Consider the following 25,128-nt stretch of genomic DNA (forward strand, 5'->3'; position numbering starts at 1 on the left):
GACGCCCTGGCCGCGCTCCCGCCTGGCCGAGGGGCGCGCCCTGCTGTGCGGCGGACGTCGCCCGGTCGCCCCGCCGGCGGCGCCGCGCCCGATCCTGCCGCCGCCACTCGCGCGCGTCGCGCCCGTCGTGCCCGTCGCCCTCGGGCCGAACATGGTCACCGCGCGGCGGTGCGCGGCGTGGTGGCTGCGCATGTACGCGACGCGCGAGCCCCGCCGGCTGCGGCCGTTCGCGTCGAGCATCGCGATCGAGTCGCTGCGTGCCGCGGACCGGGTGCGCGCACGTGACCTGCCCGTGGCCGCGGAGGCGCTCGCGCACGAGCTGACGCTGTTCGGCACCTACGACGAAGCGCCCGAGCTGATCGCGGCGTGGCACGCGGCGGGCGCCGACCGGCTCCAGCTGATCCTTCCGCCCGAGGAGTCCGAGGCCCGGTTGGCCGAGCTCGTCGAGGTCGTCGGCACGGCGGCGCAGGCCGCCACCCTGAGCGCCCCGTGATGGTCGACGCGGTCACCATCCCAGCGCGGTTCAACGGGCCGCCGGGCTCGGGCAACGGCGGCTACGTGTGCGGCGTCGTCGCCGAGACGATCGGGGCGAGCGCGTCCGTCCGGCTGTCCGCGCCGCCGCCGCTGGACGTCCCCCTGCTCCGCACGCGTGACGGCGACGGCGTCGTGCACCTGCTCCATGGCGAGGAGATGATCGCGGCCGGCTCCGTGGCACAGCCGGCCGCGATCGCGCCCGATGCGCCGACCGTCCGCGAGGCGACGATCGCCGCCGCCGCGTACGCCGGCCTCGATCCGCAACGGCATCCGTTCCCAACGTGCTTCGTGTGCGGCCCGCTCCGCCACGACGGCCTGCGCATCTTCCCCGGACCCGTCAACGGCCACGGCGTGCTCGCCTGCGTGTGGCAGCCCGCCGACGACCTCGCCACGAGCGGCGTCGTCGACCCGCGGTTCGTGTGGGCGGCCCTCGACTGCCCGACCGGCTTCGCGTGCATGCCGCCGGGCAGCCGCACCGTCCTCGCCACGATGACGGCCACGCTGCACGCGGACGTCGAGCCGGGCCGCGACTACGTGATCACCGCGTGGCGCATCGCGAGCGAGGGCCGCAAGCACCGCGGCGGGGCCGTCCTCACCGACGCCGACGGCCGCCGCGTGGCGACCGCCGAAGCGCTTTGGATCTCGCTGCGCGGGTAACCGTCTCCGCGTGACGGAGACGAGAAGGCCCGGACCGAACGCGCAGCTCGTCGGACGCGGGCGGGTCCTCGCGGTGCCGATCTGGCTGTACCTGCTGCTGATCGGCGTCGCTGTCCTGTACTTCGGCGGCTTCAGCGGCTCGCTGATCATCGGCATTCCGTTCACGCTGCTCGCGCTGTTCGGGCTCAGCTCGATCGCCTACTCGCGCGTCTGGGTCGACGGTCCGACCATCTACGCGCGGCACGTGTTCGGCTACCGCAAGCCGATCCGGATGGACGAGCTGAGCACCGCGCTGCTGACGAACTTCGGCCCCAACTCCGGTCGCCAGCTCTGGCTCACGATGCGCGACGGCACCCAGATGCGCCTCGACGCGACCAATCTGCGCCTGAAGCCGCTCTACGGCGAGCTCGCGCGCTACATCCCCGAGGGCAGCCGCATCGCCAACGCGCTGCTTCACCGGCGGATGACGGACGCGCGGCCGCTCCTCACCACGACGGCGTCGACATCGGTCCCGTCGTGGCCGATGTGACGACGCGCCTCAGAAGTCCTTGCGCATCTCGCTGAGCAGCTGCTTGCCGGAGAGCTCGGGCACGATGATCCGGCGGATCGTCCACAGCGGATGCCGGCGATCGAGCCGGTCGGCGAGCTGGAACGCCGCGCGTGAGCCGGCGCGCAGCAGGTGGGGGATCGCCTTGCGGTCGTAGAGCCCGAAGGGATACGCGAACAGGCGGACGCGATGCCCGACCAGCCGCTGGAGCTCGCGGATCGGCTCGTCGACCTGGGTCTGCCAGTCCGCGCCGGTGTACTCGGGGACGGCCTTGTGGTCCCACGTGTGGGCGCCGATGGTCATTCCCGCACGGTCGAGCGCTCGCACCTGCCCGCGCGTGAGCCAGCCCGGCTTGCCGAGCACGACGGTCATGACGAAGAACGTCGCCGTGAACCGATGGCGCCGCAGGACCGGCAGCGCGTGCGTGTACTGGCCGGCGGACGCGTCGTCGAAGGTCAGCAGCACCGGCTTGCGGGGGAGCTTCGCGCCGCGCAGCATGTGCTCGACGAGCTGGTCGCCGGTGATCGCGGTGTAGCCCGCGTCCTCCAGCGCCGCCATCTGCTTCGCGAACACGGACGGTCGCACGATGTAGGTCCGCGCGGTCGCGTCGTCGGCGCGCGTCGGGTTGCGGATCTGGTGGTAGCAGAGCACCGGCACGTCCGCGCGCGCCGCGACGGCGGCGAGGTCGGTGCGCGGCGCCGGGGTCGAAGACGCGGTCGGCCGTGGCGGAGCGGGCCGTGGTTGGGGCGAGCCGCCGCACCCCACCAGTCCGAGCGCGGCCAGCGCCGCCCAGACCCATCGACTGCGTAGGAGCTGAGTCAGCGCGGCGATGCGTGGAGCATGACGAACGCCGTCGACATCAACGTTCGCTTGTCGGCCGGAGATCCAGGTCGAGCGTGAAGCGGTGACGCACAGCCGGCCGGCCGACGCGGATCTGGACGTCCGCCCGCACACGGCCGGAGCGGCGCAGCAACCGCTGCCCGGCGGCGTTCAGGCGCAGCGTCGAATGGCGCCGGGAAGGGCTCAGCGACGCGACCACGGTCTTGCCGATCCTGACGGTCCAACGGTCCGTCGCGCCGCACCGGCACGGCTCGATGCCGGTGACGAACGACGACGTCGCCCGCGCCATCGAGAGCCGGAGGGTCACACGGGGCCCGACGCCATCCTCGTCGGCGAGCCGCAGGGACTCGCAGTCCGCGGCCACCCACGCGCGCGGGCCGGCAGTGACAACGTCACGTCCGGCACCGCAGCGAATGCGACCGCCGTGCGATCCGCCGCTCAGCGTGTCGTCGCCGGCGCCGCCGTCGAGCGTGTCGCCGACCAGGACGTCGTCGCCGCCGAGCCCGCGCACCACGTCCCGACCGCCAAGGCCGTAGAGCTCGTTGGGGCCGTCGTCGCCGGTGAACGTGTCCGCGCCCTTGGTGCCGTAGATCTTCGGGATGCCGGACACCTGGTCCTCCGTCGACTGCCCGGGACGCAGGTCCAGCTGCACCGGCACCGCTCGCTTGTCGTAGTGCAGCTCGGCGCGCGTGTCGCTCGACACGCTGTCGACGGGCGGAGCGGCGCCGACGTAGACGTCGTGGCCCGGAGCCTCGCCGTCGTCGTCGTGGATCATCCGGACGTTGGTGACCACGTCGTCACCCGGGCCGCCGCTCGCGCGGGACGCCGACGCGAGCCGGTCGTTGCCGGCGCCGCCCCAGACCTCGTTGAGCCGCGAGGCCTGGTCGTCGCCGTCGCCGAGCCACGCGTAGACCACGCCGGAGAGGTTCTGGCAGCGGACCCCGCCTTCGAACGCCGGACACCCGCGGATCGTCGCCCCGGTGTCGGAGAGCACCATCTCCGTCGGCTTCTCGGTCGGTCGGATCGAGAGCACGTTGTGCTCGCCCGGCTCACCCCGATAGGTCACGACCGTGTTGCAGAACGACCCGACGCACCGTGACTCCTCGGCCGCCACCGCGCCGAAGGACGGTTCGACCACGACGAGCACCGTGATCGCGGCGAGCAGGCAGGCGTTCCTCATGCTCCCCGGAACGGGTGCGACCAGCGAGAGTTCCGGGAACGCCGCGGGAAACTTCGAGCGCCGTGGACCGTTGTGGTTGTCGTGAGCATTCGGATTGCGACCCTGGTGTGGCTGACGGTCTTCGTCGCGCCCGCGCAGGCCGAGACGACGGTGGAGGTTCGTTCCACGGAGCTCGTCAGCGACCGCGGCATCGACTTCAGCACCTCGCAGCTGCACGTCCGTTCCGGCGCCGAGGCCAACGACCTGCGCCTCACCGACGGTGGCAACGGCGCCGTGATCGTCGCTGACACCGCCGGCGTTCGCGCCGGGGCGGGATGCACGGCGCAGGTCGACGGGAGCGCGCGGTGCGTCTATCCCCATTCGCCCGTCGACGCCCAGGTGGACGTCGCCGGTGGCGATGACCACGTGCTGATCTCCGTGGGGCGTGCGACGGTGTCGGGCGGGGCCGGGGACGACGCGCTGGAGGGCTCCTTGTCGCCCGAGATCGACAGCGCCTTCGACGGCGGGCCGGGCGACGACGTCCTCCGCGGGAGCGGCAGGCTCACCGGCGGGGCCGGCCGCGACCGGCTGCAGGGCGGCGCGGGCGACGACAGGCTCAACGGCGACGGCGGGGCGAAGCTCGAGCCGGACGTCATCGACGGCGGCGAGGGCACCTTCGACCGGGTCGTCTACACCGGCACGTCGATGCCGGTGACCGTCGACCTGACCGACCCCGGTCGCGACGGCGGCGACGTCGTCGTGAACGTCGAGAACGCGACGGGCGGCGCGGGTGACGATCGCCTGAGCGGCACCGCGGGCGTCAACTGGCTCGAAGGTGGCGCCGGTGACGATGTGCTTCTCGGCCGCGGCGGAGCCGACCGCCTGGACGGCGAATCGGGCGACGACCGCGTCGACGGCGGAGCGGGCGCCGACCAGCTCGAAGGCGGCCCCGGGCGCGACCGGCTGCTCGGCGGCGACGGCGCCGACGTTCTCGATCCGGGCGGCACCCGCGGCGTCAACGACTGCGGGGACGGGACGGACCGGTTGACCCGTCCAGGTCCTCTGATGGTCGTGCGTCCCGACTGCGAGCGCGTGTTCGTGGACCTCTTCGACCTCACGCATCTGCGCAGGGGAAGCTCGCTGCGCTTCTCCCTGCAATGGGACGACACCAACATCTTCCCGCCCTGCCGGACGAACCTCACCGTCAAGCACGGCACCCGGACGGTCGCGACGAAGAGCCTTCGCACCCCCGACGGCAAGGTCCACCGCGCCACGGTCCCCCTGCCCCCGAGCGCACGGCACGTGCCCTTGCGCCTCACGTTCCGCTGGGCGCAGAGGTGCCGCCCCCGCTCCGGTGGCCACCCCGCCGGTGGCTTCATCCTCGACGCGCCACGCCGATGAGTTCAGCGCCAGGCGGCGGTCTGAGCTCCATGACCATCGCACAGCTTCCTGTCGGCCCGGTAATCCCGGTGTCCGACTTAGATCGCGCTCGCGAGTTCTACGAGACCACGCTGGGCTTCGCCGGCGAGCCGGCCCCCGGCGGGTACCGAATCCAGTGCGGAGGCGGGACCGCGCTCTACTTGCTGCCCAGCACGGACTACCCCGGCCAGGCCGCGTGGCCGATCGCCAGCCTCCAAGCCACCGACCTCCCGGCGATCACGGCCGAGCTGCGCGACCGCGGCGTCGAACTCGTGACCTTCGACGATGGCCCCCAGAAGACCGACGAGCACGGCATCGCCGACATGGACGACCTCCGCATCGCCTGGTTCTGTGACCCGGACGACAACATCATCTCCGTCTTCCAGCTCACCTGAGACGCCGCGTCACGCACAGCACGGCGGCCCTTCAGCCGAGCGCGAGGACGAGGCCGGCGGCGATCAGCACGGCGGCGGTAAGGCCGTGGACGCCGAGGGCGTGGGCGAGCGTGCCGCCGTTGGTGCGCACGATCACCGCGTCGGAGATGGGGGTGACGGATGCGGCGACGAGCGCCCATCCGAGCGGTGTGGTGCCGGCGGCGGCCCAGACGACGAGCAGGACGACGCCGGAGGCGATGTCGCGCACGCCCTTGATCGCGGTGAGAGCGTTGCCGGCTCGAGGGCTGTCGGCGGCGATCCCGAAGCTGCTCATCGCCACCCGCGGTGCGAGCAGGAAGCGCGCGCCGAGGACGATGATGGCGACGCAGCCGAGCACGGCGACGACGAGGGCGGGGGTGTGCATCTTCCAAGCTCCGATACGTTCGGTTTCGTTGCCTAACGTCGTTATATATCAACACTAGGTATCGTGCTGGGTCATGTCGCCGAAGGCATCGCCCGATCTTGCGCTGAGACGGCTGTCCGTCGTCCTCGCCGCGCGGGAGATCGCCGAGTCCGACGGGTGGCCCGCGGTGACGATGCGGCGCCTGGCCGGTGCGCTGGGGGCGACGCAGCCCGTGCTGTACACCGTTTTCGCCGGCCGTCAGGACGTCGTCGATGCGGTGGCGCTGTCCGGCTTCGAGGAGCTCGCGGTGGCGCTCGAGGCGGTCGAGGTCGTCCCGATGGAACGCATGCAGGCCTACCTGCGCTTCGCGACGGCCCATCCCCGGCTCTACGAGGCGATGTTCTCCATGCCCTCGGGACTGCCGTTCGCGAGCGACGGCACGCCCGGCGAGCTCCGGCGGGCCTTTGCGGCCCTGCGGGAGGCGTTCCCCGACAAGGACGGCACCCGCGCCGAGGTGGCCTGGTCAGCGCTCCACGGCCTGGCCACCCTGCAGCACGGCGGGCGTCTGCGCGCCGACCTGGCGCAGGCGCGCCTCGAGCTGACCCACGCCATGCTCACGCGAGCCGAAGGTCTGTGATGACCGCCCGCCCTCGCGCCGGCTAGCGCATCTCGGCCACGCCGATCTTCGTGCCGCACGCCGAAGCGTCGTTGGCGTACGCCTTGGTCGCGGTGCGATAGCGCGCGTAGAACTCCCACACGCCGGCCTTCGGCAACCGCAGGGACCGGATGCTCCAGGCTCCGTCGCGCACGCGCGTCACGGCCAACCGGGTCGCGCGCTTGGCTCTCGGCGCGTAGCCCCAGAGCTGCACCTTCCCGGAGCTCACGTCGGTCCCGGCGGTGCCCGTGACGGTGAGGACCTTCTCGGCGACGAGCGCCACGCTGAAGTCGAGCTCGACGCCCAGCGCCCCGCGGTAGTCGGGCGCGGTCGACGTGAGCTTGAACGGCATGCCCTGGGCGGGGGTGATCGTCCATGTGGCGTCGAGCGTCTCCGAGGCCCACGGCGCCTGCGTGAACGCGCGCGCCGTCTGGACCGAGGCGGTGGCGCCCGGGGCTACGGTGATCCGCGTGTCGGTGCTGGAGGCCCCGCCAAGCGCGTCATGCACGCGAGTCCAGCGGCCGTCGCAGGGGGCGAAAGAAGGCTCGGCGGTGGTCTGCTCGTCGACCGTCGCGCCAGAGATCGTCGGCTTGCCGTCCGTGCGGATGCTGACCGTCTCGGCCGTTGCCCCGGCGGTGATCGCCAGCTGATGCGTGACCTTCGACGGAAGGTCCACCGACGCGTCTTCGGTCACCTGCTGGACCGTGAAGGACGGGTTGGCGGCCGCGGAGGCGGGAAGCGCGCACAGGGCGGCGAGCGTGACGAGCGAGAAAAGGCGGATCATCGCTCTCGGCACTACCCGCGCCGGGGCGCGTCAACCACGGACGTGGGTCTCGATCGCAGCATCGCAGCGGGTGCGGCCGATGCGCTCGGCCGCACCCACAACGTCACGGATCTACGGCGTCGTCGTGGACAACGTGAACGTCAGCGTCTTGCTGTACGTCCCCGTACGCAGCGGATCGGTGCGCTTGATCAGCTGGTTGAACGTGATGTCGACGATGTCGTTGGACACCGGCGCCGTCCAGCTCGCCTTAGAGAACGAGACGCGCAGCGGCTCGGCCAGCGTGAACGAGCCGTTGGCCAGATGGCCCGGCTCACTCACCGTCAGCGCCGCGTCGCCCGCGGTGGAGATGACGGTCGCCTTCGAGGTCGCCGCGTAGTCCTTCTCCACACCCGGCGTGAAGGCGCCGAACGTGGCCGGCGCGCCCAGCGACAGCGACAGCGTGGCCGGAACCGTCCCGCCCACGGTGCCGCCGGCCGTCGTCGCGAACGGCAGGACCGGGGTCACCGACGTCGGCGGCGCCACGCGACCCGCGGCCTTGGCCTCGAACGCGTAGGCGAAGCCCATCAGCTTCAGGTCGTCGAACGCCTTGCCCTGGAGCTGCAGGTTGATCGGCTGGCCGTGGTCGTTCACACCCGCGGGGAAGATCACGTTCGGCACGCCCGCCGCGGAGCCCTGGGGGTCGCGACGGCCGAAGCTCGGCTGGATCGAGTCGTTGAGGTGGATGTCCGACAGCTGGCCCGGGAACACGACGGCGTCGACGCCGTTGGTGTCCATCCAGGTCGCGAGCCGTGCGCGGTACTCGGCGCGCTGGGCCTCGAAGGCCTTGGTCTGCTCGACCGTCATCGCGCCGGTGCCCGTGTACGGGGTCGTGTTGCGGAACTGCGGTAGCCGCAGCGGCGAGCGCATGATCTGCTCCGCCAGGGTGTACGGCGCGTTCGGGTGCTCGAGCAGCCACTGACGCCAGCCCTCGTAGCCGCGGTCGCCGGCGGGGCTCGACGGGCCCGCGGGCGGATCCGGGATCTCCTTCACCGTGGCGCCGGCCGCGACGAAGTGCTTGAAGGACTCGCGCATGGCGTCCTCGGTGCCCTGCGTGCCGAACGGGTCGTCGAACGCGGTCGCCGGCACGCCGATGACCTTGCCCTGGAGCGCACCCGCGTCCAGGCCGGTGGTCCAGTCGGCGGGACGGTGGCCGTCGGAGACGTCGTCGAGCGGGTCGGCCGGGTTGGCGATCGCGGTCGCGTTGAGCAGCAGCGCCAGGTCACCGAGCGACTGCGAGATCCAGCCGACGTAGTCCTGGATGTAGGTCAACGGCATCGTGCCGCCGCTCGACTGCATGCCGTCCGTGCCGCGCAGCGACACCAGCGAGACGGCCGAGGACGGACCCCACAGCGAGTCGCCGGTCTGCGTGCCGAACGCGGCAGCCGCGAACGACGAAGCGACCGCGGTCGCCGAGCCGCCGGACGAGCCGATCGGGCTGATCGACGGGTTGTACGCGTTCCAGACCTGGCCGTAGGCGCTCGGCGAGAAGTGCCCGTCGGTCGCGAACTCGGCCAGGTTGGCCTTGCCGAGCACGATCGCGCCGGCCTCGCGCACCTTGATGACCTGCCACGCGTCGGTCGTGGACTGGAAGCCCTCGAACACGCGCGAGCCGCCCGTGGTGGGCATGTCCTTCGTGGAGATGATGTCCTTCGCGAGGATCGGGATGCCGAGCAGCGGGCGCGTGTCGCCGGCCTTGCGCGCCACGTCGGCGGCCTTCGCCTGCGCCAGCGCGGTCGGCGCGAGCGTGATGACCGAGTTCAGGCCGAACGGGCCGCGGTCGTACGCCGCGATCCGGTCCAGGTAGGCCTGCGTGATCTGCTCGGACGTCGTGACGCCGGACTTCAGGTCGGCGACGAGCTGCGTGATCGTCTTGCCGACCACGTTGTAGGGGGACGAGGTGGTCGCGCCGATCGCCTTGTCGCCGGCGATCGGGCCGACCGCGTAGGCGGGGGCGGCGCCGCAAGTGACGGCCGAGATCTCGACGTTGACGATCGCGCACGCCTCGGCCGGGGCGAGGTCGCCCAACGGCGGAGCGGCGGCGAGCGCCGTCGCCTTCGCGGTGACGGCGGCGACCTGTGAGCCGGCGGCGGGCGTGGAGCCGCCGCCCGCGGGCGCGCGCGTCTCCGACAGACCGGTGACGACGTAGCGCACGAGCGCCTTCGTCGCGCCCGCCGGGAGCGTGAGCGTGTTCACGTAGCCGAGGTGGTTGGCGTGGTCGCCGCTCGTCGCGTGCGCGTACGTGAACGGGTCACGCAGGAAGTTGCCGGTGCGGTCGAACGTGCCGGGGACGGTCGCGCTGGTGCCGTTGACCGTGGCGGTGCCGGCCGCGTTCGGGGAGAAGCTGACGGTCCACTTGTCGGCCGTCGTCAAAGTCGTGTCACCGGACGACGTCGCGGCGATCGCGCTCTGGTTGGTGCCGGTGTTGTAGCCGAGCTGGCCGCCGAAGGCGACCTCGATCGTGAGCGGCGCGCCCGTCGTGTTGGTGAACGTGTCCAGGTAGCGCGCGTAGGCCTCGGACGTGTTGAACGCGATCGAGCGCTTGATCAAGACGCCGCCGAGCGCGACGGCCTTCTTGCTCGTGAACTGCGTCGGGCTGTCGGCCGTCAGGTCGAAGCCGCGCAGCAGCACGCCGTTCATGCGCGGGCTGCCCGGGACCTTGACGCGCAGGCCGCCGTAGCCCTGCAGCGAGTTCGTGCCGGTGTTGTGGATCGAGCCGGTGTCCATGCCCGGGTCCGCGGCGTCATTGACGTTCCACGTGTCCCCGTTCGTGTTGGTCACGGTCGTCCATGCCCACGCAGTGGACGAGGACGCGGCCAGCAGCGCGCATGCCGCTGCGGACGCGAGAGAGATTCTGCGCAAGTGAGCTCCGAGGGAGGTTGACCCGACAGCCGCCGAGGCGGCGGGGCCGGACGCTAACCGCCAGGCGGTCCGAAATGAGTGGACCGCCTGTCGGAGCTGAGACGCCGATGTGTCAGTCGGGCTACGCCTTCGCGTAGCGGACGCGCTCGGTCGCGACCGAGAACTTCTGGCGCACCTCGCCCTCCGCGCGCCACGGGTACTTGTCCTGGTTGATGTACTTCTGCGCGAGCCGGTCGATGTGGCCGTCGCCGCCGTCGACCGCGGTCGCGGTGCCCTTGAACTCGGCGTACTCGTACGGGTTCTCCTGGTTGATGACGACCAGGGTCACGCGCGCGTCGCGGTCGATGTTCGCCGGCCACACGCGCCCGAGCGCGCCGTTGAAGGCGACCTTGTCCTCCTCGACGTTGACCCACACGACGGCGCTGTGCACAGAGCCGTCCTTGTTGATCGTCGAGAGCACGGCGTGGTTGGGCTTGGCGAGCAGCTCGCTCACGCCCGCATCGGTCAGTTCGGCCATATGCGCGCTGTAGATATCAGGCGCGGCCGAGTTCCTTAGAGCGCTCCGTCGCGGCCATGACCGCCTCCAGGAACGCCGATCGGACGCCGCCGCGCTCGAGCTCACGCGTACCCGCCGCCGTCGTGCCGCCCGGCGAGGTGACCGCGGCCCGCAGCTCGGCCGGGCCGTCGCCGCTCTGGACGAGCAGCTGGGACGAGCCGAGCAGCGTCTGGAACGCGAGTGTGTTCGCGAGCTCGCGGGGGAGTCCGGCCAGCACGCCCGCGTCCGACAGCGCCTCGGCGACGAGGAACACGTAGGCCGGGCCGGAGCCGGACACGCCGGTGACGGCGTCGAGCTGGGACTCCTTCACGCGTACGACGACGCCGACGGCCTTCAGCACGTCCTCGGCCCAGTCCAGGTCCGCCTCGGTGGCGCTGGAGCCGGCGGCGATCGCGGTCACGCCCGCGCCGACGAGCGCGGGCGTGTTGGGCATCGCGCGCACGACAGGCACGGCCGTGCCGATCGCGTCCGTGGTGACGCCGGCGGCGACGGACAGGAGCCGCTGCGCGCCCGCCGCCACGCACGCCTCGGCGGCGTCCGCGATCCCGTCCGGCTTGGTCGCGAGCACCACGCCCTCGGCGGCGATCGGCGCCTCGACGATCCGCACGCCCGGGTACTGCTCGGCGAGCCGCGCGCGGGTCGGCGCGTACACCTCGGCGACCGCGAGCTCCTCGGGCGGGCGGCCCGCGGCGAGCATCCCGCCGAGCAGCGCCTCGCCCATGCGGCCCCCGCCGACCAGCAGCAGACGGACGCTCATACCTCGGGCGCCACGGAGATGAGCCGCCGCTCGTGCGTGCCGACGCCGATCGTGCGCGCGCCCTCTTTGACCTCGACGTCGAAGCGCAGCTTGCGCCCGTCGATGACCTCGCGCAGCCGCACCGTCGCCGTGCACTCCGCGCCCTCGAGCGCGCCGCCGACGTGCCGGACGTTGACCTCGAAACCGACGGTCGCGTGGCCGTGCGGAAGGTCGTCGCGGACCAGGTTGGCCGCCGCCCACTCCATCATCGTGATCATCCCCGGCGTCGAGAGCACGGGCATCGGCAAGGTGCCGTCGACGTCGGTCAGGAGCTCGCCTTCGACGCGGAACTCCTCGGTCCGCTCGGTGCCTGCTTTGAACGCCATGCGGCTGACTCTACCCGCGCCCGCACCGCCAGCAGCGCCACATCGTCACCGGGTGGATACGACCGGACGGCGAGGTCGACGAACTCGCACGTCTGCTCGGCGGTGCCGCCGCCGACGCCCGCCAGCAGGGCGGCGAGCCCGGCCTCGCCGAGCATGCCCTCGTCGCCGCGCGCCTCGGTCACGCCGTCGGAGAACAGCAGCAGCGTCTCGCCGGGCGCGAGCACGAAGTCGACGTCGTGCAGGTGGACGTCCGGGATCGCGCCGATCAGGGTGCCGTGGATGCCGACCGGATCGACGGCGCCGTTCGCCCGGCGCACGAGCGGCTGCGGGTGGCCGCCGAGCGCGACGCACGCGTCGAGCGCGCCGTCCGGCCGCTCCCGCAGCTTCACCAGGGCGAGCGTGCAGAAGCGGTTGTGGCAGCCCTCGCGGCGGCGGAGCACGACCTCGTTCAGGCGCGCGAGCATGCCCGCCGGCGAGTGCTCCTGCATCGCGATCGTGCGCAGGCTGTGGTGGATCAGGCTGGTGACGGTGGCGGCCTCGACGCCCTTGCCCTGCACGTCCCCGACGAGCGCGACCCACTCGCCGTCGCCGAGCGGGAAGCAGTCGTAGAAGTCGCCGCCGACGTCGGCGCCGCCGCGGGCGGGCCGGTAGCGCGCGGCGAGCTCGAGCCCGGGCGCCTGGGGGAGTGCGGGCGGGAGCAGCGAGGCCTGCAGCGTGCGCGCGATGTGGTCGCGCTCCGCGTTGATGCGGGCGTGCTCGATCGCGCGGGCAGCGCGCGCGGCGAGGTCGACCGCGACCGTGTGGTCGTCCTCGGTCAGCCGCCGGGACCCGGGTCGGGTGGAGAAGCCGATCGTGCCGATCTCGCGCTCCTGCCAGACGATCGGCACGGTGATCGCCGAGGCGGCCGCGCCGGCACCCAGGTCGGCCACGCGCGCGTCGCCGGCGAGGTCGATGACGCAGCGGTCGACGAGCGCGGGGACCGCCGCGCGGGCGACCTGCGCGAGCGTCGCGCGGTAGTCGAGCGAGGAGACGAGCAGCGTCGTGGCCTCGGCCAGGAACTCGGCGCGGGCGGCGTTGAGCCGGAGCTCCTCGGACAGCGCCTGGAGCTGCTCACGCCGGCGCGCGGCGAGGATGCCGAACGCGCAGCCGCACACGAGCGCCGCGAACCGCGCGGTCGAGTCCGTCCCGATCGGCATGCCGTTCGCCCGCCACAGCACGTTCGCGGTGACGATCGCGATCAGGGCGACGAGTGCGGTCCGACGGGCGTTGAGCCGGATGCTGGCCAGCAGCGGCGCGCCGACGAGCAGCCCGACCAGCACGACCGGCGGCTCGTCCGGCCGGTCGAGCAGGGTGTCGGCGCCGACGACGGCGACCAGCCAGACGCCGCACAGCGCGAGCCAGAAGGAGGTTGAGCGGTCTAGGGCACGTCCCCCTCCGTACGGCATATGCGAACGTGATCGACCGGTCAGCGCGCGAACCTGCGCGAATGTCAGGTTCGCGCGCGCTCGAGACAGGTTCAGGCGGCCTGGGGCGCGACGGCGCGGGCGGCGTGTCGCGGCCAGGACGAGGCGATCGCACCCGTGAGCAGCAGGGCGGCGAAGGCGAGCAGCGCGACCTTGGGCTCGACGAACTGCGTCGCGATGCCGAGGCCGAGGACGGGCACCGACAGCCCGAGGTAGCCGGCGAGGAAGAAGCCGGCGAGCACCTCGGCGCGGTTCTCGGACGCGGCGGCGAGCACGGACGCGCGGACGATCCCGCCCTTGAACAGCAGCCCGGCGCCGGCGCCGGTGATCACGCCGCCGATCAGGAACAGGGCGAGGCTCGGTGCCCACAGCGCGGTGACGAGCAGGGCGAGCCCGGCCGACAGCGCGGCGGTGCCGGTGCCGGCGAGTCGGCGCACGTCCCACGAACCCGCCGCGATCTGGGCGACGATCGCGGCGCCGAACCCGGTCACCGCGGGCACGCCGGCCAGCGCGTGTGAGTGATGGCCGAGCGTGCCGGCCATGAACGAGGGCGCGAGCGACGTGAACAGGCCGAAGGCGGCGAAGGAGACGAAGGCCGCGGCGGCGGCCGCGAAGAACGTGCCGCGCGCGTGGGCGGGGACCGCGACGCGCTGCGGGCGGTACGGCGGCCGGGTGGCCGGGCGGGTCACGGTCTCAGGGGCGAGGGCGACGAGCACGATGGCCACGACGAGCAGGCCGCCGAAGATCGCATAGGAGACGGTGAGCGGCGCGCCGACCCACTCGGCCAGCATGCCCGCGGCGATCGGGCCGAGCCCGAGACCGCCGAGGTTGGCGCTGGTGGCGAGCACCTGCGCGCGCCGCGGCGAGGCGCCCGGCCGCTCACCCAGGTGCAGCTCGGCGAGGTAGGCGGTGGCGGTCGCGGTGACGATGCCGACCGACAGGCCGCTGAGGACGCGGCCGATGAGCAGGCCGACGAGGTCGCGGCTGACGAGGAAGACGACGGCGCTGACGACGGCCAGCAGCAGGGCCGGGACGAGCGCCCGGCGGCGGCCGAGCTGGTCCGACAGGTGGCCGGCGAAGAACAACGCGAGGATCACGCCGACCGCGTAGGCGGCGAAGATCACCGTGATCACGAAGGTCGAGAAGCCGTCGCGGGCCTGGTAGATCGCGTACAGGGGCGTGGGCACCGTCGAGAAGGCGAGGACGGTGAGGAAGGCGAACGCGACCGCCCACAGTCCGAGGCCGTGCCGGCGCGGCGCGGCTTGCGACGTGTGCGGGAACAAGGTCATGCACGACATGGTGACCTGTGCAACCATCGCGTTCAACGCACATTCTTGCTAGCGGTTATCGCGATCTGCGATAACCATCCTCATGGAGCTCCGTCACCTCGCCACGTTCGTCGCCGTCGCGGAGGAAGGGAGCTTCACGCGCGCCTCCGCGCGCCTGCACGTCGTCCAGTCGGCGGTCTCCGCGGGCGTGCGGACGTTGGAGCGCGAGCTGGCCGCGGAGCTGTTCGACCGCTCGACGCACCGGGTCACGTTGACGGATGCCGGCCGCGCGCTGCTGCCCGAGGCCCGCGCGACGCTCGCCGCCGCCCGCGCGGCCCAGGAGGCGGTGGAGCTCGTCCGCGGCGGGCTGCGCGGCACCGTCCGCGTCGGCACGATGCAGGCCGACGCGCTGTCGGGGTTCAGCCTCGCCCGGCTCCTCGCGACGTTCCGCGCCGAGCACCCGGAGGTGGAGTTCCACGTGCGGCAGGGCTTCTCGGCCGAGATGGTCGAAGGGGTCCGCGGCGGCGAGCTCGACTTCGCCCTGCTGGCGGTGTCCGGGCGCCGCGCCGCGGGCCTGGAGCTCACGCCGCTCCGGCGCGAGGTGATGGCGCTCGGCGTCCACGCGGGGCACCGGCTGGCCGGGCGGGCGGACGTGGAGCTGGCGACGCTCGCCGAGGAGACGTTCGTCGACGGGCCGCCCAAGTGGGGCACGCGGGTCGCGGCCGACCGCGCGTTCGCCGCCGCGGGGCTGGAGCGCCGGGTCGCGCTCGAGGTCAACGACACGCGCACGATCATCGACTTCGTCCGCCACGGGGTCGCCGCCGCGTTCCTCGCGCCGTCGTTCCTGCGCGGCCAGGAGGGCGTCGCGCTCGTGCCGGTCCGCCACCACGCGCCGATCTTCGAGACGTTCATCGCCGAGCCGGCCGACCGGCGGCTGGGCGCAGCGGCGACGGCGCTGCTCGAGCTCGCCAGGCAGCAGGTGCGCGACTTGTGATCATCGTGTGATCGCGCGTTCACAGGTCGCGGAGCCCGCGCGATCCTCAGGTTCCATGTCGATCGCTCGCAGGGTGGGGCTCGCGGGGGCCCTGGCGCTCGTGCTCGGCTGGGCGCCGCCGGCGCTCGCCGACCAGGACGGGAACTACTTCAGCCTCGCCATCGAGGGCCGCGGCAGCGCGGAGCAGACCGGCGGGCGCGCGCCGTCCGCCTACGGGCCGCTCGCGTGCGCGACCGCGGGCGAGGACAGCAAGGTGTGCGGTTCGGTCTGGTTCGGGTCCGCGCCGGCCGTGCTGGCCGTGACCGCGACCCCCGCGGCGGGCTACGAGTTCGTCAGCTGGACGCTCACCGCGCCGCCCGAGTCGCGCCAGTACGCCCACTACTGCGCCAACCCGGCGACGCCGACGTGCGAGCTCCACGTCGTCCAGGGCAGCACCCAGGGCGAGCACTACTTCGAGCTGCGCGCGAAGTTCCGGGCGGTGCCGGCGAACGAGACACCGTCGCCGCCGACGGGCACGGTCACGCCGATCGTGGGTCCCGCTCCGGCGTTCGTGGACGGAGACGGCGACGGCGTGGCGAGCACCGTCGACTGCAACGACGCCGACGCGGCGATCCGGCCCGGCGCGGTCGACGTGCCGGCCGACGGGATCGACCAGGACTGCAGCGGCGCGGACGCGGCCAAGCCTCGCATCCTGTCGCCGGTCAGCTACGGCTTCAACGCGCGCAGGGCGTGGTCGCGCGTGAACCGGCTGCGGGTGCGCGAGCTGCCGGCCAACGCGACCGTCGAGCTGCGCTGCTCGGGCAAGGGCTGCCCGTTCACGTCGCGCACGCTGTCCGTGCCCAAGGGCAAGACGTCGCTCGACCTGCTCGCGCGGGTCAAGCGGGCCAAGCTGCGGCCGGGCGCGCGGCTGACGCTGCGGATCACGGCGCCGGGGACGGTCGGCAAGGCCCTGCGGTTCACGATCCGAGCGGGGAAGACGCCGACGGTCTCAGCGCGCGACGCGAAAGCCCACGTTGCCGGTTGAGCTGGCGGGGTGGAGCAGGTTGCGGGCGCTGGTCCGGTAGCGGTTGCAGTAGGAGTCGTGGCACAGGTAGGAGCCGCCGCGCGTGACGGGCTCCGCCGTCCACTCCCACACGTTGCCGACCATGTTGTGCAGGCCGTACGCGTTGGGCTCGTACGCGGTCGCCGGGGCGGTGCCGCGGTACCCGTCCTCGCCCGTGTCGTGGTCGGGGAACGTGCCCTGCCAGATGTTGCACGGCCACGGCGTCGTCAGCTCGTCGCCCCACGGATAGCGCTGCTGGGTGAGCCCGCCGCGCGCGGCGTACTCCCACTCGGCTTCGGTGGGGAGGCGTGTGTGTGACCACGCGCAGTAGGCGAGCGCGTCGGTGTGGGCGACGTGCACGACCGGGTGGTCCTCGCGGCCCTCGTAGGTCGAGTCCGGGCCCTCGGGGTGCTCCCACGTGGCGTGGGTGACGGCGACCCACCACGGAGCGGCGAGCGCGCGCTGGTAGCCGGTCGTGTCGTTCAGGTAGAGGTGGAACACGAACGACCAGCCGTAGCGCTCGGCCTCGGTGACGTGCGCCGTGTCCGCGATGAAGGCGGCGAACTCCGCGTTGGTCACGGCGGTGGGCGAGATGGCGAACGGCTCGACCGTGACCTCGCGCACCGGACCCTCGCCGTCCTCGGGCCAGGCGTAGGGCGCTTCGCTGCCCATCAGGAACGTGCCGCCCGGGAGCTGGACCATCCCACCCAGCGTAGGATCGCGCCATGAGCGAGGAGAGCAGGCAGGTCGGCCGCGTCGTCGTGCGCTCGTGGCCGGTGGCGGACGCCGCGCGGCTGGTGGTGCTCGTGCACGGCTACGGGGAGCACATCGGGCGCTACGAGCACGTCGCGGCGGCGCTGAACGCGCGCGGCGCGTCGGTGGTCGGCCCGGACCACGTCGGGCACGGGCGCTCGGCCGGCGAGCCGGCGCTGGTCGAGGACTTCGAGACGGTCGTCGACGACCTGCACGCGGTGGTCGAGGACGCGCGCGGCTCGCTGCCCGTCGTGATGGTCGGCCACTCGATGGGCGGGCTGATCGCGACGCGCTACGCGCAGCGGTACGGCTCGGAGCTCGCGGGCCTCGTGCTGAGCGGCCCCGCCATCGGGCTCGCGCCGGTGCTCGAGGGCTGGCTCGCCGATCCGCCGTCGGACCCGATCGACGGCGCCGTGCTCTCACGCGACCCGGCCGTGGGGGAGGCGTACGCCGCCGACCCGCTCGTCTACCACGGCGGCTGGAAGGTGCCGACGCTGCGGGCGTTCATCGCGGCCGACGCGGCGATCGCCGCCGGCCCGGACTTCGGCGCACTCCCGCTGCTCTACGTGCACGGCGGCGACGACCAGCTCGTGCCGGTGGTGCTCGCTCAGCCCGTCGTGGAACGCCTGGCGGGCCCGGACAGCGCAGTGGTCGTGATCGACGGCGCGCGCCACGAGGTGTTCAACGAGACCGACCAGGACGCGACGATCGCCCGCGTGGCCGAGTTCGCCGAGCGCGTCACGGCGTAGCGCTGCGCAGGCGCGGGGTGAGGCCGGCGGCGACGAGCAGCGCGCCGCCGACCGCCGCGCCGCCTCCCCACGTGACCGAGCGGAACGCGGCTCGCCACAGCGTGCTGTCCCTGGCCTCCACCGCTAGACCCGCGGCCGCCCCCACGAGGAAGCACGCGGCGATGACCGCCGCGCCCGTGATCGCCGCGCGTCGCCCGAGCGCCGGCACGCGCTGTCGGCCGGGGCGCGGTGGCGTGCGCATCCACCAGGACGCGAGGTAGAGGAACAGCGCCGCGAGGCCGAGCGCACCGCCGGCGTACTGCACCCACGTGTACCCGCGCAGCGGACCGTGCTCCGCACGCAGCCACGCGATGTGGTCGGTGCCCCAGCGGCCGTCGTGCGCGAACGCGTCCCACAGCACGTGCGTGGCCGCGCCGAGCGCGAGCGACACCAGCACGAGCAGCACGGCCTTCACGCTGCCGAGGTGACGCCGCAGCGGCACCGGCAGCTCCGGCGCGAGTCGATCACGCACGGCGTGCGGCGCGAGCGCCACCGCCGCGGGCGCGAGCCACTGGTGCCAGACGAGGAAGACGAGCAGCCCCAGCACGACGTCGACGCTGACGATCCCTGCCGCCGCGTGCGTGCTCGCGGACGAGATCCCTGTCGGCACGAAGTACGGCGCGTCCGGGACCATGCTGCCGATCACCAGCGCGGACGGCACCAGCCCGGTGCGCACGAACGGCAGCACCGCGGCGGCATGGCTCAACGTAAACGGGATGCCGCCAAGCCTAAACGCCCGTGACGTGCGCGGGGGACGCGGACCAGCCGCGCGAGCACGACGAGGAGCGCGAGCGTGAGCAGCACCGCGCCGCCGGTGAGCGCCGTGGCGATGCGATGGGCGAGCACGGTCGCGGCGTCGGGCGCGGTGGAGTCGGCCGCCGCGAAGACGGCGACGAGCACGCCGAGGCCGAGCGAGCCGCCGAGCTGGTGGGCGACGTTGGTCACGCCGGAAGCGGCGCCGGCGTCGGCGGGGTCGACGCCGCTGAGCCCGGCGGAGGTGAGCGGGCCGAGCACACCGCCCTGGCCGATGCCGATCAGCACCATCGGGAGCGCGACGCCGGTGAGGTAGGCGGTGTCCGCCGACAGCCGGCCGAGCCAGGCCATGCCGACCACGCCGAGCGCGAGGCCGGCGGCGAGGACGCGCGCGTTGCCGTAGCGTCGCGTGAGCTTCGGCACCGCCATCGCGGACGCGAAGTTGACGAGGGTGGTCGGCAGGAAGGCGATGCCGGCCTCGACGGGCGAGTAGCCGCCGACCTCCTGCAGGAACTGGGTGGTGAAGAACCAGAACGGCGCCATCGCGCCGAGGAAGAGCAGCCGCGCCGCGTAGGCGCCGGTGCGCTCGCGGCTGGCGAAGAGCCGGAGCGGCATGACTGGTTGCGCCGCGCGCCGCTCGGCCGCCACGAACACCGCGAGCAGGACCACGCCGACCGCGAGCGCCGCGATCGTCAGCGGGTCGCTCCAGCCGGCTTCGGCGGAGTGGACGAAGCCGAACACGAGCGCGACCATCGCGACCGCCGAGCTGAGCGCGCCGGGGATGTCGAGACGGCCGGTCCGGCGTTCGGTCTCCGGCAGCACCCGCGGCGCCGCGACGGTGAGGGCGATGCCGATCGGCACGTTGACGATGAACCCGACCCGCCACGACAGCCAGCCCGCGAACATCCCGCCGAGGACGAGCCCGAGCGTCGCGCCGACGCCCGCGACCGCGGCGTAGTAGGAGATCGCCCGCGTGCGCTCGGGGCCGGGGGCGAAGCTGGTCTGCAGCAGCGCGAGGGTGGAGGGCGTGAGGATGGCGGCGCCGGCGCCCTGCAGCGCGCGGGCGGCGATCAGCCACGCCTCGGACTGCGCCACGCCGACGAGCAGCGACGCGACGGTGAACAGCACCAGCCCGACGACGAACATGCGTCGCCGACCGAGCAGGTCACCCGCGCGGGCGCCGAGCAGCAGCAGGCCGCCGAACGCCAGCAGATAGGCGTTCTGGACCCAGGACAGCCCGGCGGCCGAGAACCCGAGGTCCCGGCGGATCTCGGGCAGCCCGGTGATGACGATCGAGATGTCCAGCACGATCATCAGGTAGCTGACGAGGATGATCGCCAGCACGGCGTGCGGGCGCCGGGTCATCGGGGCGTCAGCCGCAGCGTGGTCGCGCGCGCCTGCTCGTTGGTGATGCCGTCGACGATGCTCGCGTACTGGCCGTACTTGGCGCGGTACGCGGCGTCGACGGCCGCGTAGACGGACGGGTCGGCGTCCTCGAAGCGGACGTCCTTGTCGACGCCGCCGGCGCTCACGTGGCCCTCACCACTGGCGCGCGCGACGCGGTGCCAGCCCGTGCTCGGCCCGTAGGCCGCGCGCACGTACAGGTCGTCGTCGGCGCGGACCGCCCAGATGGTCGTCGGCGTGCGCAGCTCGCCGTTGCGCCGCACGGGCGCGATCTCGAGCTCCTGCGGCGCGGCGACGCGCCGCAGCTCGTCCTCGTCCCAGGCGCTCATCAGATCGTCCCCACGCGCACGAGCGACTTGATCGCGCGGCGCTCGTCCATCGCCGCGTAGGCGTCGGCGATGCCTTCGAGGTCGGTCTCGTAGTCGAGCACGCGGCCGGGGTTGATCCGGCCCTCGAGCACGTCGCCGAGCAGCTCGGGGATGTAGACGCGGGCGGGCGCGCCACCGCCGCGCACACCGACGTTGTGGAAGAACATCTGCGAGATCGGCAGCTCGACGCCGTGCGGGACGCCGACGTAGCCGACTATCGAGCCGGCGCGCGCGATGCCGATCGCGGTCGCCATCGACTGGTCGGTGCCGACGCACTCCATCGTCGCGTCCACGCCGACGCCGTCGGTCAGCGCCTTCACCTGCTCGATCGCCTCCTCGCCGCGCGCGGCGACGATGTCGGTGGCGCCGAACTCGCGCGCCACGACCTGGCGGTCCGCGTGGCGCGACATGGCGATGATCCGGCCGGCGCCGAGGCGCTTGGCGGCGAGCACGGCGGACAGGCCGACCGCGCCGTCACCCACGACCGCGACCGTGCTCCCGGGGGTCACCGCCGCGCAGACGGCCGCGTGGTGGCCGGTGGCGTGGGCTCGACGATGGACGGGTCCGGGCGGTCGCCGGTGGTGATCGAGCGGGGCTCGTTGAAGATCGCTGCACGCATGAGAACCACTCAAGCGCGCGGGTGGGCGGTGCAAAAGGGTTCTGCGAAAGGGGTAACACCAGGGCACCCCTTCTGGTTGGCGACGGGCCTAGTGTGGAGAACGTGGACAGGACGAACGACATCGCGGAGTTCCTGGCCTCACGGCGCGCGAACGTCACGCCGGAGCAGGCCGGGTTGCCGGTCACCGGCAAGCGGCGCGTCGCCGGGCTGCGCCGGGAAGAGGTGGCGACGCTCGCCGGCGTGAGCATCGACTACTACAAGCGGCTCGAGCGCGGGAACCTCAGCGGCGTGTCGGACAGCGTGCTCGAGGCCTTGGCCCGGGCGCTGCGGCTCGATGACGCCGAGCGCGCGCACCTGTTCGACCTCGCGCGCACCGCGAACCCGGCGACGCCCAAGCGCCGTCGTCCCATGCCGCAGGCCATGCGACCGACGGTGCAGCGCATCCTCGACGCGATGACGTCGCCCGCGATCGTCCGCAACAGCCGCGTGGACTACCTGGCGGCGAACACGCTCGGCCGGGCCCTCTACGCGCCCGTGTTCGACAGCCGCGAGCAGCCCGCCAACAGCGCGCGCTTCACGTTCCTGGACCCGGCGGCGACGGAGTTCTTCGTCAACTGGGAGCGCACCGCGCGCGACCTCGTCGGGCATCTGCGGTCCGAGGCGGGGCGCAACCCGTACGACCGCGGGCTGACCGACCTGGTCGGCGAGCTGTCCATGCGCAGCGAGGACTTCCGCACGTGGTGGGCCGCCCACGACGTGCGCTTTCACCAGACGGGGGTCAAGCAGCTGCGCCATCCCGTCGTCGGCGAGCTCGAGCTCAGCTACGACGTCATGGACCTGCCCGCCGACGGCGGGCTGACCATGAGCGTCTACACCGCCGAGCCCGGCAGCCGCTCCGAGGAGGCGCTGAACCTCCTCGCCAGCTGGGTCGCGACGCCCGTCGCCCCTGAGCGCTGACCGCGCTCCGCCCCATCGCACCAACGAGGAGTTCCCACACCATGACCCCTGCTCTGACCCTCAACAACGGCGTCACGATGCCCGCCCTCGGCCTGGGCGTCTTCCAGAGCCCGCCGGAGGAGACCACCGCCGCCGTCGAGACCGCGCTGCGCGACGGCTACCGCCACATCGACACGGCCGCCGCGTACGGCAACGAGCGCGAGGTCGGCGATGCCGTCCGCGCTTCCGGCCTCGATCGGTCGGAGGTGTTCCTGGAGACCAAGATCTGGATCTCCGACTACGGCTACGACGAGACCCTGCACGGGTTCGAGAAGAGCGCGGCCAAGCTCGGCGTCGACCAGATCGATCTGCTGATCCTTCACCAGGCGCTGCCCTCGGCGTTCGACAAGACGCTCGAGGCCTACCGCGCCCTGGAGACGCTCCTGGCCGACGGCAAGGTCCGCGCGATCGGCGTCAGCAACTTCATGGTCGACCACCTCACCCGCCTGCTCGAGCACGCCTCGGTCGTCCCGGCCGTCAACCAGATCGAGCAGCACCCGTACTTCCAGCAGGCCGACGTCCAGGCGTTCGGTGAGCAGCACGGCATCCTCGCGCAGGCCTGGTCGCCGATCGGCGGCATCACCTTCTATCGCGACAGCGGCCACTCCAGCACGCTGGAGGATCCGGTGGTGACCGAGATCGCCGCCGCGCACGGCAAGACCCCCGCCCAGGTGCTGCTGCGCTGGGGCCTGCAGCACGGGCGCTCGGTGATCCCGAAGTCCACGAAGCCCACGCGCATCGCCGAGAACTTCGACGTCTTCGACTTCGAGCTCTCCGCCGAGCAGCTGACCGCCATCGACGGCCTCGAGACCGGCAAGCGCGGCGGCCCCGAGCCCGAGGTCGTGACGCTCGAGACCTTCGGCATGGCGATCCCGGAGGCCTGAGCCATGGAGTACCGCCCGCTCGGACGCACCGGCGTTCAGGTCTCCCCGCTCTGCCTCGGCACGATGATGTTCGGCGCGTGGGGCAACCCCGACCACGACGACTCGATCCGCGTCATCCACGCCGCGCTCGACGCCGGCGTCAACTTCGTCGACACCGCCGACGTGTACTCGGCGGGCGAGTCGGAGGAGATCGTCGGGAAGGCTTTGAAGGGCCGCCGCGACGACGTCGTGCTCGCGACCAAGTTCTTCATGCCGATGGGTGAGGATCCCAACCGGCGCGGGCCTTCGCGCCGGTGGATCATGACCGCGGTCGAGGACTCGCTGCGGCGGCTCGGCACGGACTACATCGACCTCTACCAGGTCCATCGCCCGGACCCGGCGGTCGACTACGAGGAGACGCTCGGCGCGCTGACCGACCTCGTCCGCCAGGGCAAGGTCCGCTACATCGGCTCCTCGTCGTTCTCGGGCTCGCAGATCGTCGAGGCCCAGGTCGCCGCGCGCGATCGCAATCTGGAGCGCTTCCGCACCGAGCAGCCGCCGTACTCGTTGCTCGTGCGCAGCATCGAGCTCGACGTCCTGCCCACGGCCCAGCGCCACGGCATGGGCATCCTCACCTACAGCCCGCTCGCCGGCGGCTGGCTGTCCGGGAGCTGGACCGCCGACAGCTCGCCGACCTCGCCGGCCCGCAAGCGGCTGGCCGACCGCTTCGACATGTCCCTGGCGGAGAACCAGCGCAAGCTCGAGGCCGTCGAGCAGCTCGCGGCCGTCGCCGAGGACGCCGGCGTGTCGATGATCGAGCTGGCGATCGCGTTCGTCATCCGCCACCCCGGCGTGACGTCGGCGATCATCGGCCCGCGCACGATGGAGCAGCTCGAGAGCCAGCTCCCCGCCGCGGACGTGACGCTGAGCGCGGACGTGCTCGACCGGATCGACGCGATCATCAAGCCGGGCGTGAACCTGAACCCGGCCGACACCAGCTACGGCGAGCAGATCCTCGCTCCGGCGTTGCGACGCCGGTAGCGGCAACGCGCCAGGACGGCTGGGCGGTGTCGATCGGCGCGGGACGGCTTCGATCTCCCCGCATGACCAAGATCATCGCCCAGCTCTGCGTCTCCCTCGACGGCTGCTACGCCGGTCCCCGCGACGACGAGCCCGACTGGTTCAAGAGCACGGAGGCCGCGGGCTTCTTCCGGATCACGCGCTGGGTCACCGAGTCGATGGCCTGGCGCGACCGCCAGCACCTCGCGGGCGGCGAGCACGACGTGCACTCCGAGGTGATCGCGGAGTCGTTCGCCCGGCCCGGCGCGTACGTGATGGGCCGCCGGATGTTCGAGGGCGGCGAGCACCCGTGGGGCGAGGAGCCGCCGTTCCGCAACCCCGTGTTCGTGGTCACGCACCGCGAGCGCGAGCGGCTCGAGCGCCAGGGCGGCACGAGCTTCACGTTCGTGACCGACGGTCTCGAGTCGGCGGTCGCGCAGGCGCGGGAGGCCGCGAACGGCAAGGACGTCGCGATCGCCGGCGGCGGGACGATCGTCAAGCAGGCGCTCGAGCTCGGCCTGCTCGACGAGCTCGAGCTGCACATCGTGCCCGTCATCCTCGGCCACGGCCAGCGGCTCCTCGACGTGAACCTCGGCGTGAAGGAGGGCATCGAGCTCGTCGTCGAGCGCACGATCGCGACGCCCGAGGTGACGCACATCCGCTACCGCGTCGAGGGCCGCGCGCCGCTCGTGCTCGACGACCGCGGCGGCGCCTACCCGGAGCTCGCCGAGCAGGGGTAGGCACGCGGCGGGAGCGCGGGCGCGGCAAGGCGCGGCGAGGGCGCGGCGCGGCGAGGGCGGTCGGGCGGCG

At 72.9% G+C, this 25,128-nt stretch carries 26 protein-coding genes and 2 pseudogenes; 13 read left to right on the forward strand and 15 right to left on the reverse strand.

Features of this window, described 5'->3' with window-relative positions:
* From OJ997_RS32420 to OJ997_RS32430, 3 genes and pseudogenes are all read left to right on the forward strand, one after another.
* Window positions 1-493: pseudogene (locus OJ997_RS32420) on the forward strand (hypothetical protein); the annotation flags it as partial.
* A complete protein-coding gene (locus tag OJ997_RS32425; RefSeq protein WP_270029545.1) occupies window positions 493-1,191 on the forward strand; it encodes a PaaI family thioesterase in 699 nt (232 codons plus the stop codon). The pseudogene OJ997_RS32420 and the gene OJ997_RS32425, both read left to right, overlap by 1 nt.
* Window positions 1,192-1,201: 10 nt before the next feature.
* Window positions 1,202-1,720 carry a hypothetical protein gene (locus OJ997_RS32430; protein WP_270029546.1) on the forward strand — a complete coding sequence of 173 codons (519 nt, stop codon included), beginning with the start codon at window positions 1,202-1,204 and terminating at the stop codon, window positions 1,718-1,720.
* A gap of 9 nt (window positions 1,721-1,729) precedes the next feature.
* On the opposite strand, the gene OJ997_RS32435 is transcribed toward OJ997_RS32430, so the two are convergent.
* Complete coding sequence (locus OJ997_RS32435) at window positions 1,730-2,395, reverse strand: polysaccharide deacetylase family protein (RefSeq protein WP_270029547.1); 666 nt, start codon at window positions 2,393-2,395, stop codon at window positions 1,730-1,732.
* 202 nt (window positions 2,396-2,597) lie between these two features.
* The gene (locus OJ997_RS32440) at window positions 2,598-3,758 is read right to left on the reverse strand and encodes a calcium-binding protein (RefSeq protein ID WP_270029548.1); all 1,161 of its coding nucleotides are present in this window, start codon (window positions 3,756-3,758) and stop codon (window positions 2,598-2,600) included.
* An 81-nt stretch (window positions 3,759-3,839) separates the two neighbouring features.
* Between OJ997_RS32440 and OJ997_RS32445 the strand changes: the two genes are divergently transcribed.
* The gene (locus OJ997_RS32445) at window positions 3,840-5,138 is read left to right on the forward strand and encodes a calcium-binding protein (protein WP_270029549.1); all 1,299 of its coding nucleotides are present in this window, start codon (window positions 3,840-3,842) and stop codon (window positions 5,136-5,138) included.
* Between the two features lie 68 nt (window positions 5,139-5,206).
* Entirely contained in the window at window positions 5,207-5,551 is a 345-nt protein-coding gene (locus OJ997_RS32450; protein ID WP_270029550.1) for a VOC family protein, read from the forward strand.
* Between the two features lie 31 nt (window positions 5,552-5,582).
* On the opposite strand, the gene OJ997_RS32455 is transcribed toward OJ997_RS32450, so the two are convergent.
* Entirely contained in the window at window positions 5,583-5,954 is a 372-nt protein-coding gene (locus tag OJ997_RS32455; RefSeq protein ID WP_270029551.1) for a DUF4267 domain-containing protein, read from the reverse strand.
* A gap of 73 nt (window positions 5,955-6,027) precedes the next feature.
* Here OJ997_RS32455 and OJ997_RS32460 point away from each other — a divergent pair, with 73 nt between their 5' ends.
* Window positions 6,028-6,570 carry a TetR/AcrR family transcriptional regulator gene (locus OJ997_RS32460; protein ID WP_270029552.1) on the forward strand — a complete coding sequence of 181 codons (543 nt, stop codon included), beginning with the start codon at window positions 6,028-6,030 and terminating at the stop codon, window positions 6,568-6,570.
* A 22-nt stretch (window positions 6,571-6,592) separates the two neighbouring features.
* Here the strand turns inward: OJ997_RS32460 and OJ997_RS32465 are convergent, their stop codons facing one another.
* The 7 genes from OJ997_RS32465 to OJ997_RS32495 all read right to left on the reverse strand — a co-directional run bounded on the left by OJ997_RS32465 (window position 6,593) and on the right by OJ997_RS32495 (window position 14,700).
* Window positions 6,593-7,372 (reverse strand): hypothetical protein, encoded by a 780-nt coding sequence (locus OJ997_RS32465; protein WP_270029553.1) that lies wholly within the window; start codon window positions 7,370-7,372, stop codon window positions 6,593-6,595.
* Between the two features lie 111 nt (window positions 7,373-7,483).
* Complete coding sequence (locus OJ997_RS32470; RefSeq protein WP_270029554.1) at window positions 7,484-10,270, reverse strand: amidase; 2,787 nt, start codon at window positions 10,268-10,270, stop codon at window positions 7,484-7,486.
* A 121-nt stretch (window positions 10,271-10,391) separates the two neighbouring features.
* Window positions 10,392-10,787, reverse strand: a complete 396-nt coding sequence (locus OJ997_RS32475; protein ID WP_270029555.1) for a TIGR03618 family F420-dependent PPOX class oxidoreductase — start codon at window positions 10,785-10,787, stop codon at window positions 10,392-10,394.
* Between the two features lie 16 nt (window positions 10,788-10,803).
* The gene (proC, locus tag OJ997_RS32480; protein WP_270029556.1) at window positions 10,804-11,583 is read right to left on the reverse strand and encodes a pyrroline-5-carboxylate reductase; all 780 of its coding nucleotides are present in this window, start codon (window positions 11,581-11,583) and stop codon (window positions 10,804-10,806) included.
* On the reverse strand, window positions 11,580-11,948 hold the full coding sequence (locus OJ997_RS32485) for a thioesterase family protein (protein WP_270029557.1): 369 nt from the start codon (window positions 11,946-11,948) through the stop codon (window positions 11,580-11,582). Before OJ997_RS32485 ends, proC begins: the two co-directional genes overlap by 4 nt.
* A complete protein-coding gene (locus tag OJ997_RS32490) occupies window positions 11,888-13,393 on the reverse strand; it encodes a PP2C family protein-serine/threonine phosphatase (protein ID WP_270029558.1) in 1,506 nt (501 codons plus the stop codon). Before OJ997_RS32490 ends, OJ997_RS32485 begins: the two co-directional genes overlap by 61 nt.
* Before the next feature lie 71 nt (window positions 13,394-13,464).
* Window positions 13,465-14,700 (reverse strand): MFS transporter, encoded by a 1,236-nt coding sequence (locus OJ997_RS32495; protein WP_270029559.1) that lies wholly within the window; start codon window positions 14,698-14,700, stop codon window positions 13,465-13,467.
* 82 nt (window positions 14,701-14,782) lie between these two features.
* Here OJ997_RS32495 and OJ997_RS32500 point away from each other — a divergent pair, with 82 nt between their 5' ends.
* Both OJ997_RS32500 and OJ997_RS32505 read left to right on the forward strand, forming a co-directional pair.
* Entirely contained in the window at window positions 14,783-15,673 is an 891-nt protein-coding gene (locus OJ997_RS32500) for a LysR family transcriptional regulator (protein ID WP_270029561.1), read from the forward strand.
* Between the two features lie 55 nt (window positions 15,674-15,728).
* Entirely contained in the window at window positions 15,729-16,697 is a 969-nt protein-coding gene (locus tag OJ997_RS32505; protein WP_270029562.1) for a putative metal-binding motif-containing protein, read from the forward strand.
* On the opposite strand, the gene OJ997_RS32510 is transcribed toward OJ997_RS32505, so the two are convergent.
* Complete coding sequence (locus OJ997_RS32510; protein WP_270029563.1) at window positions 16,662-17,417, reverse strand: formylglycine-generating enzyme family protein; 756 nt, start codon at window positions 17,415-17,417, stop codon at window positions 16,662-16,664. The genes OJ997_RS32505 and OJ997_RS32510 overlap by 36 nt on opposite strands.
* A gap of 23 nt (window positions 17,418-17,440) precedes the next feature.
* On the opposite strand from OJ997_RS32510, the gene OJ997_RS32515 reads away from it, so the two are divergent.
* Window positions 17,441-18,217, forward strand: coding sequence for an alpha/beta hydrolase (locus tag OJ997_RS32515; protein ID WP_270029564.1), 777 nt, complete (start codon window positions 17,441-17,443; stop codon window positions 18,215-18,217).
* On the opposite strand, the gene OJ997_RS32520 is transcribed toward OJ997_RS32515, so the two are convergent.
* The 4 genes and pseudogenes from OJ997_RS32520 to OJ997_RS32535 form a co-directional block, all read right to left on the reverse strand.
* The gene (locus OJ997_RS32520) at window positions 18,207-18,962 is read right to left on the reverse strand and encodes a DUF4184 family protein (protein WP_270029565.1); all 756 of its coding nucleotides are present in this window, start codon (window positions 18,960-18,962) and stop codon (window positions 18,207-18,209) included. The genes OJ997_RS32515 and OJ997_RS32520 overlap by 11 nt on opposite strands.
* Entirely contained in the window at window positions 18,959-20,374 is a 1,416-nt protein-coding gene (locus OJ997_RS32525; protein ID WP_270029566.1) for an MFS transporter, read from the reverse strand. The genes OJ997_RS32520 and OJ997_RS32525 overlap by 4 nt, the downstream gene beginning before the upstream one ends.
* Window positions 20,371-20,742, reverse strand: a complete 372-nt coding sequence (locus OJ997_RS32530; protein ID WP_270029567.1) for a DUF2255 family protein — start codon at window positions 20,740-20,742, stop codon at window positions 20,371-20,373. Before OJ997_RS32530 ends, OJ997_RS32525 begins: the two co-directional genes overlap by 4 nt.
* Window positions 20,742-21,320, reverse strand: a pseudogene (locus tag OJ997_RS32535) (zinc-binding dehydrogenase); the annotation flags it as partial. The gene OJ997_RS32530 and the pseudogene OJ997_RS32535, both read right to left, overlap by 1 nt.
* A gap of 182 nt (window positions 21,321-21,502) precedes the next feature.
* Between OJ997_RS32535 and OJ997_RS32540 the strand changes: the two are divergent.
* The 4 genes from OJ997_RS32540 to OJ997_RS32555 all read left to right on the forward strand — a co-directional run bounded on the left by OJ997_RS32540 (window position 21,503) and on the right by OJ997_RS32555 (window position 25,058).
* A complete protein-coding gene (locus OJ997_RS32540; RefSeq protein ID WP_270029569.1) occupies window positions 21,503-22,357 on the forward strand; it encodes a helix-turn-helix transcriptional regulator in 855 nt (284 codons plus the stop codon).
* Window positions 22,358-22,398: 41 nt separating this feature from the next.
* On the forward strand, window positions 22,399-23,280 hold the full coding sequence (locus OJ997_RS32545) for an aldo/keto reductase (RefSeq protein WP_270029570.1): 882 nt from the start codon (window positions 22,399-22,401) through the stop codon (window positions 23,278-23,280).
* Window positions 23,281-23,283: 3 nt separating this feature from the next.
* Window positions 23,284-24,300 (forward strand): aldo/keto reductase, encoded by a 1,017-nt coding sequence (locus OJ997_RS32550; protein ID WP_270029571.1) that lies wholly within the window; start codon window positions 23,284-23,286, stop codon window positions 24,298-24,300.
* A 62-nt stretch (window positions 24,301-24,362) separates the two neighbouring features.
* The gene (locus OJ997_RS32555) at window positions 24,363-25,058 is read left to right on the forward strand and encodes a dihydrofolate reductase family protein (RefSeq protein WP_270029572.1); all 696 of its coding nucleotides are present in this window, start codon (window positions 24,363-24,365) and stop codon (window positions 25,056-25,058) included.
* Window positions 25,059-25,128 lie beyond the last annotated feature (70 nt).

Origin of the sequence: Solirubrobacter phytolaccae (genome assembly GCF_027587195.1) — a bacterium.
GTDB lineage: Bacteria > Actinomycetota > Thermoleophilia > Solirubrobacterales > Solirubrobacteraceae > Solirubrobacter > Solirubrobacter phytolaccae.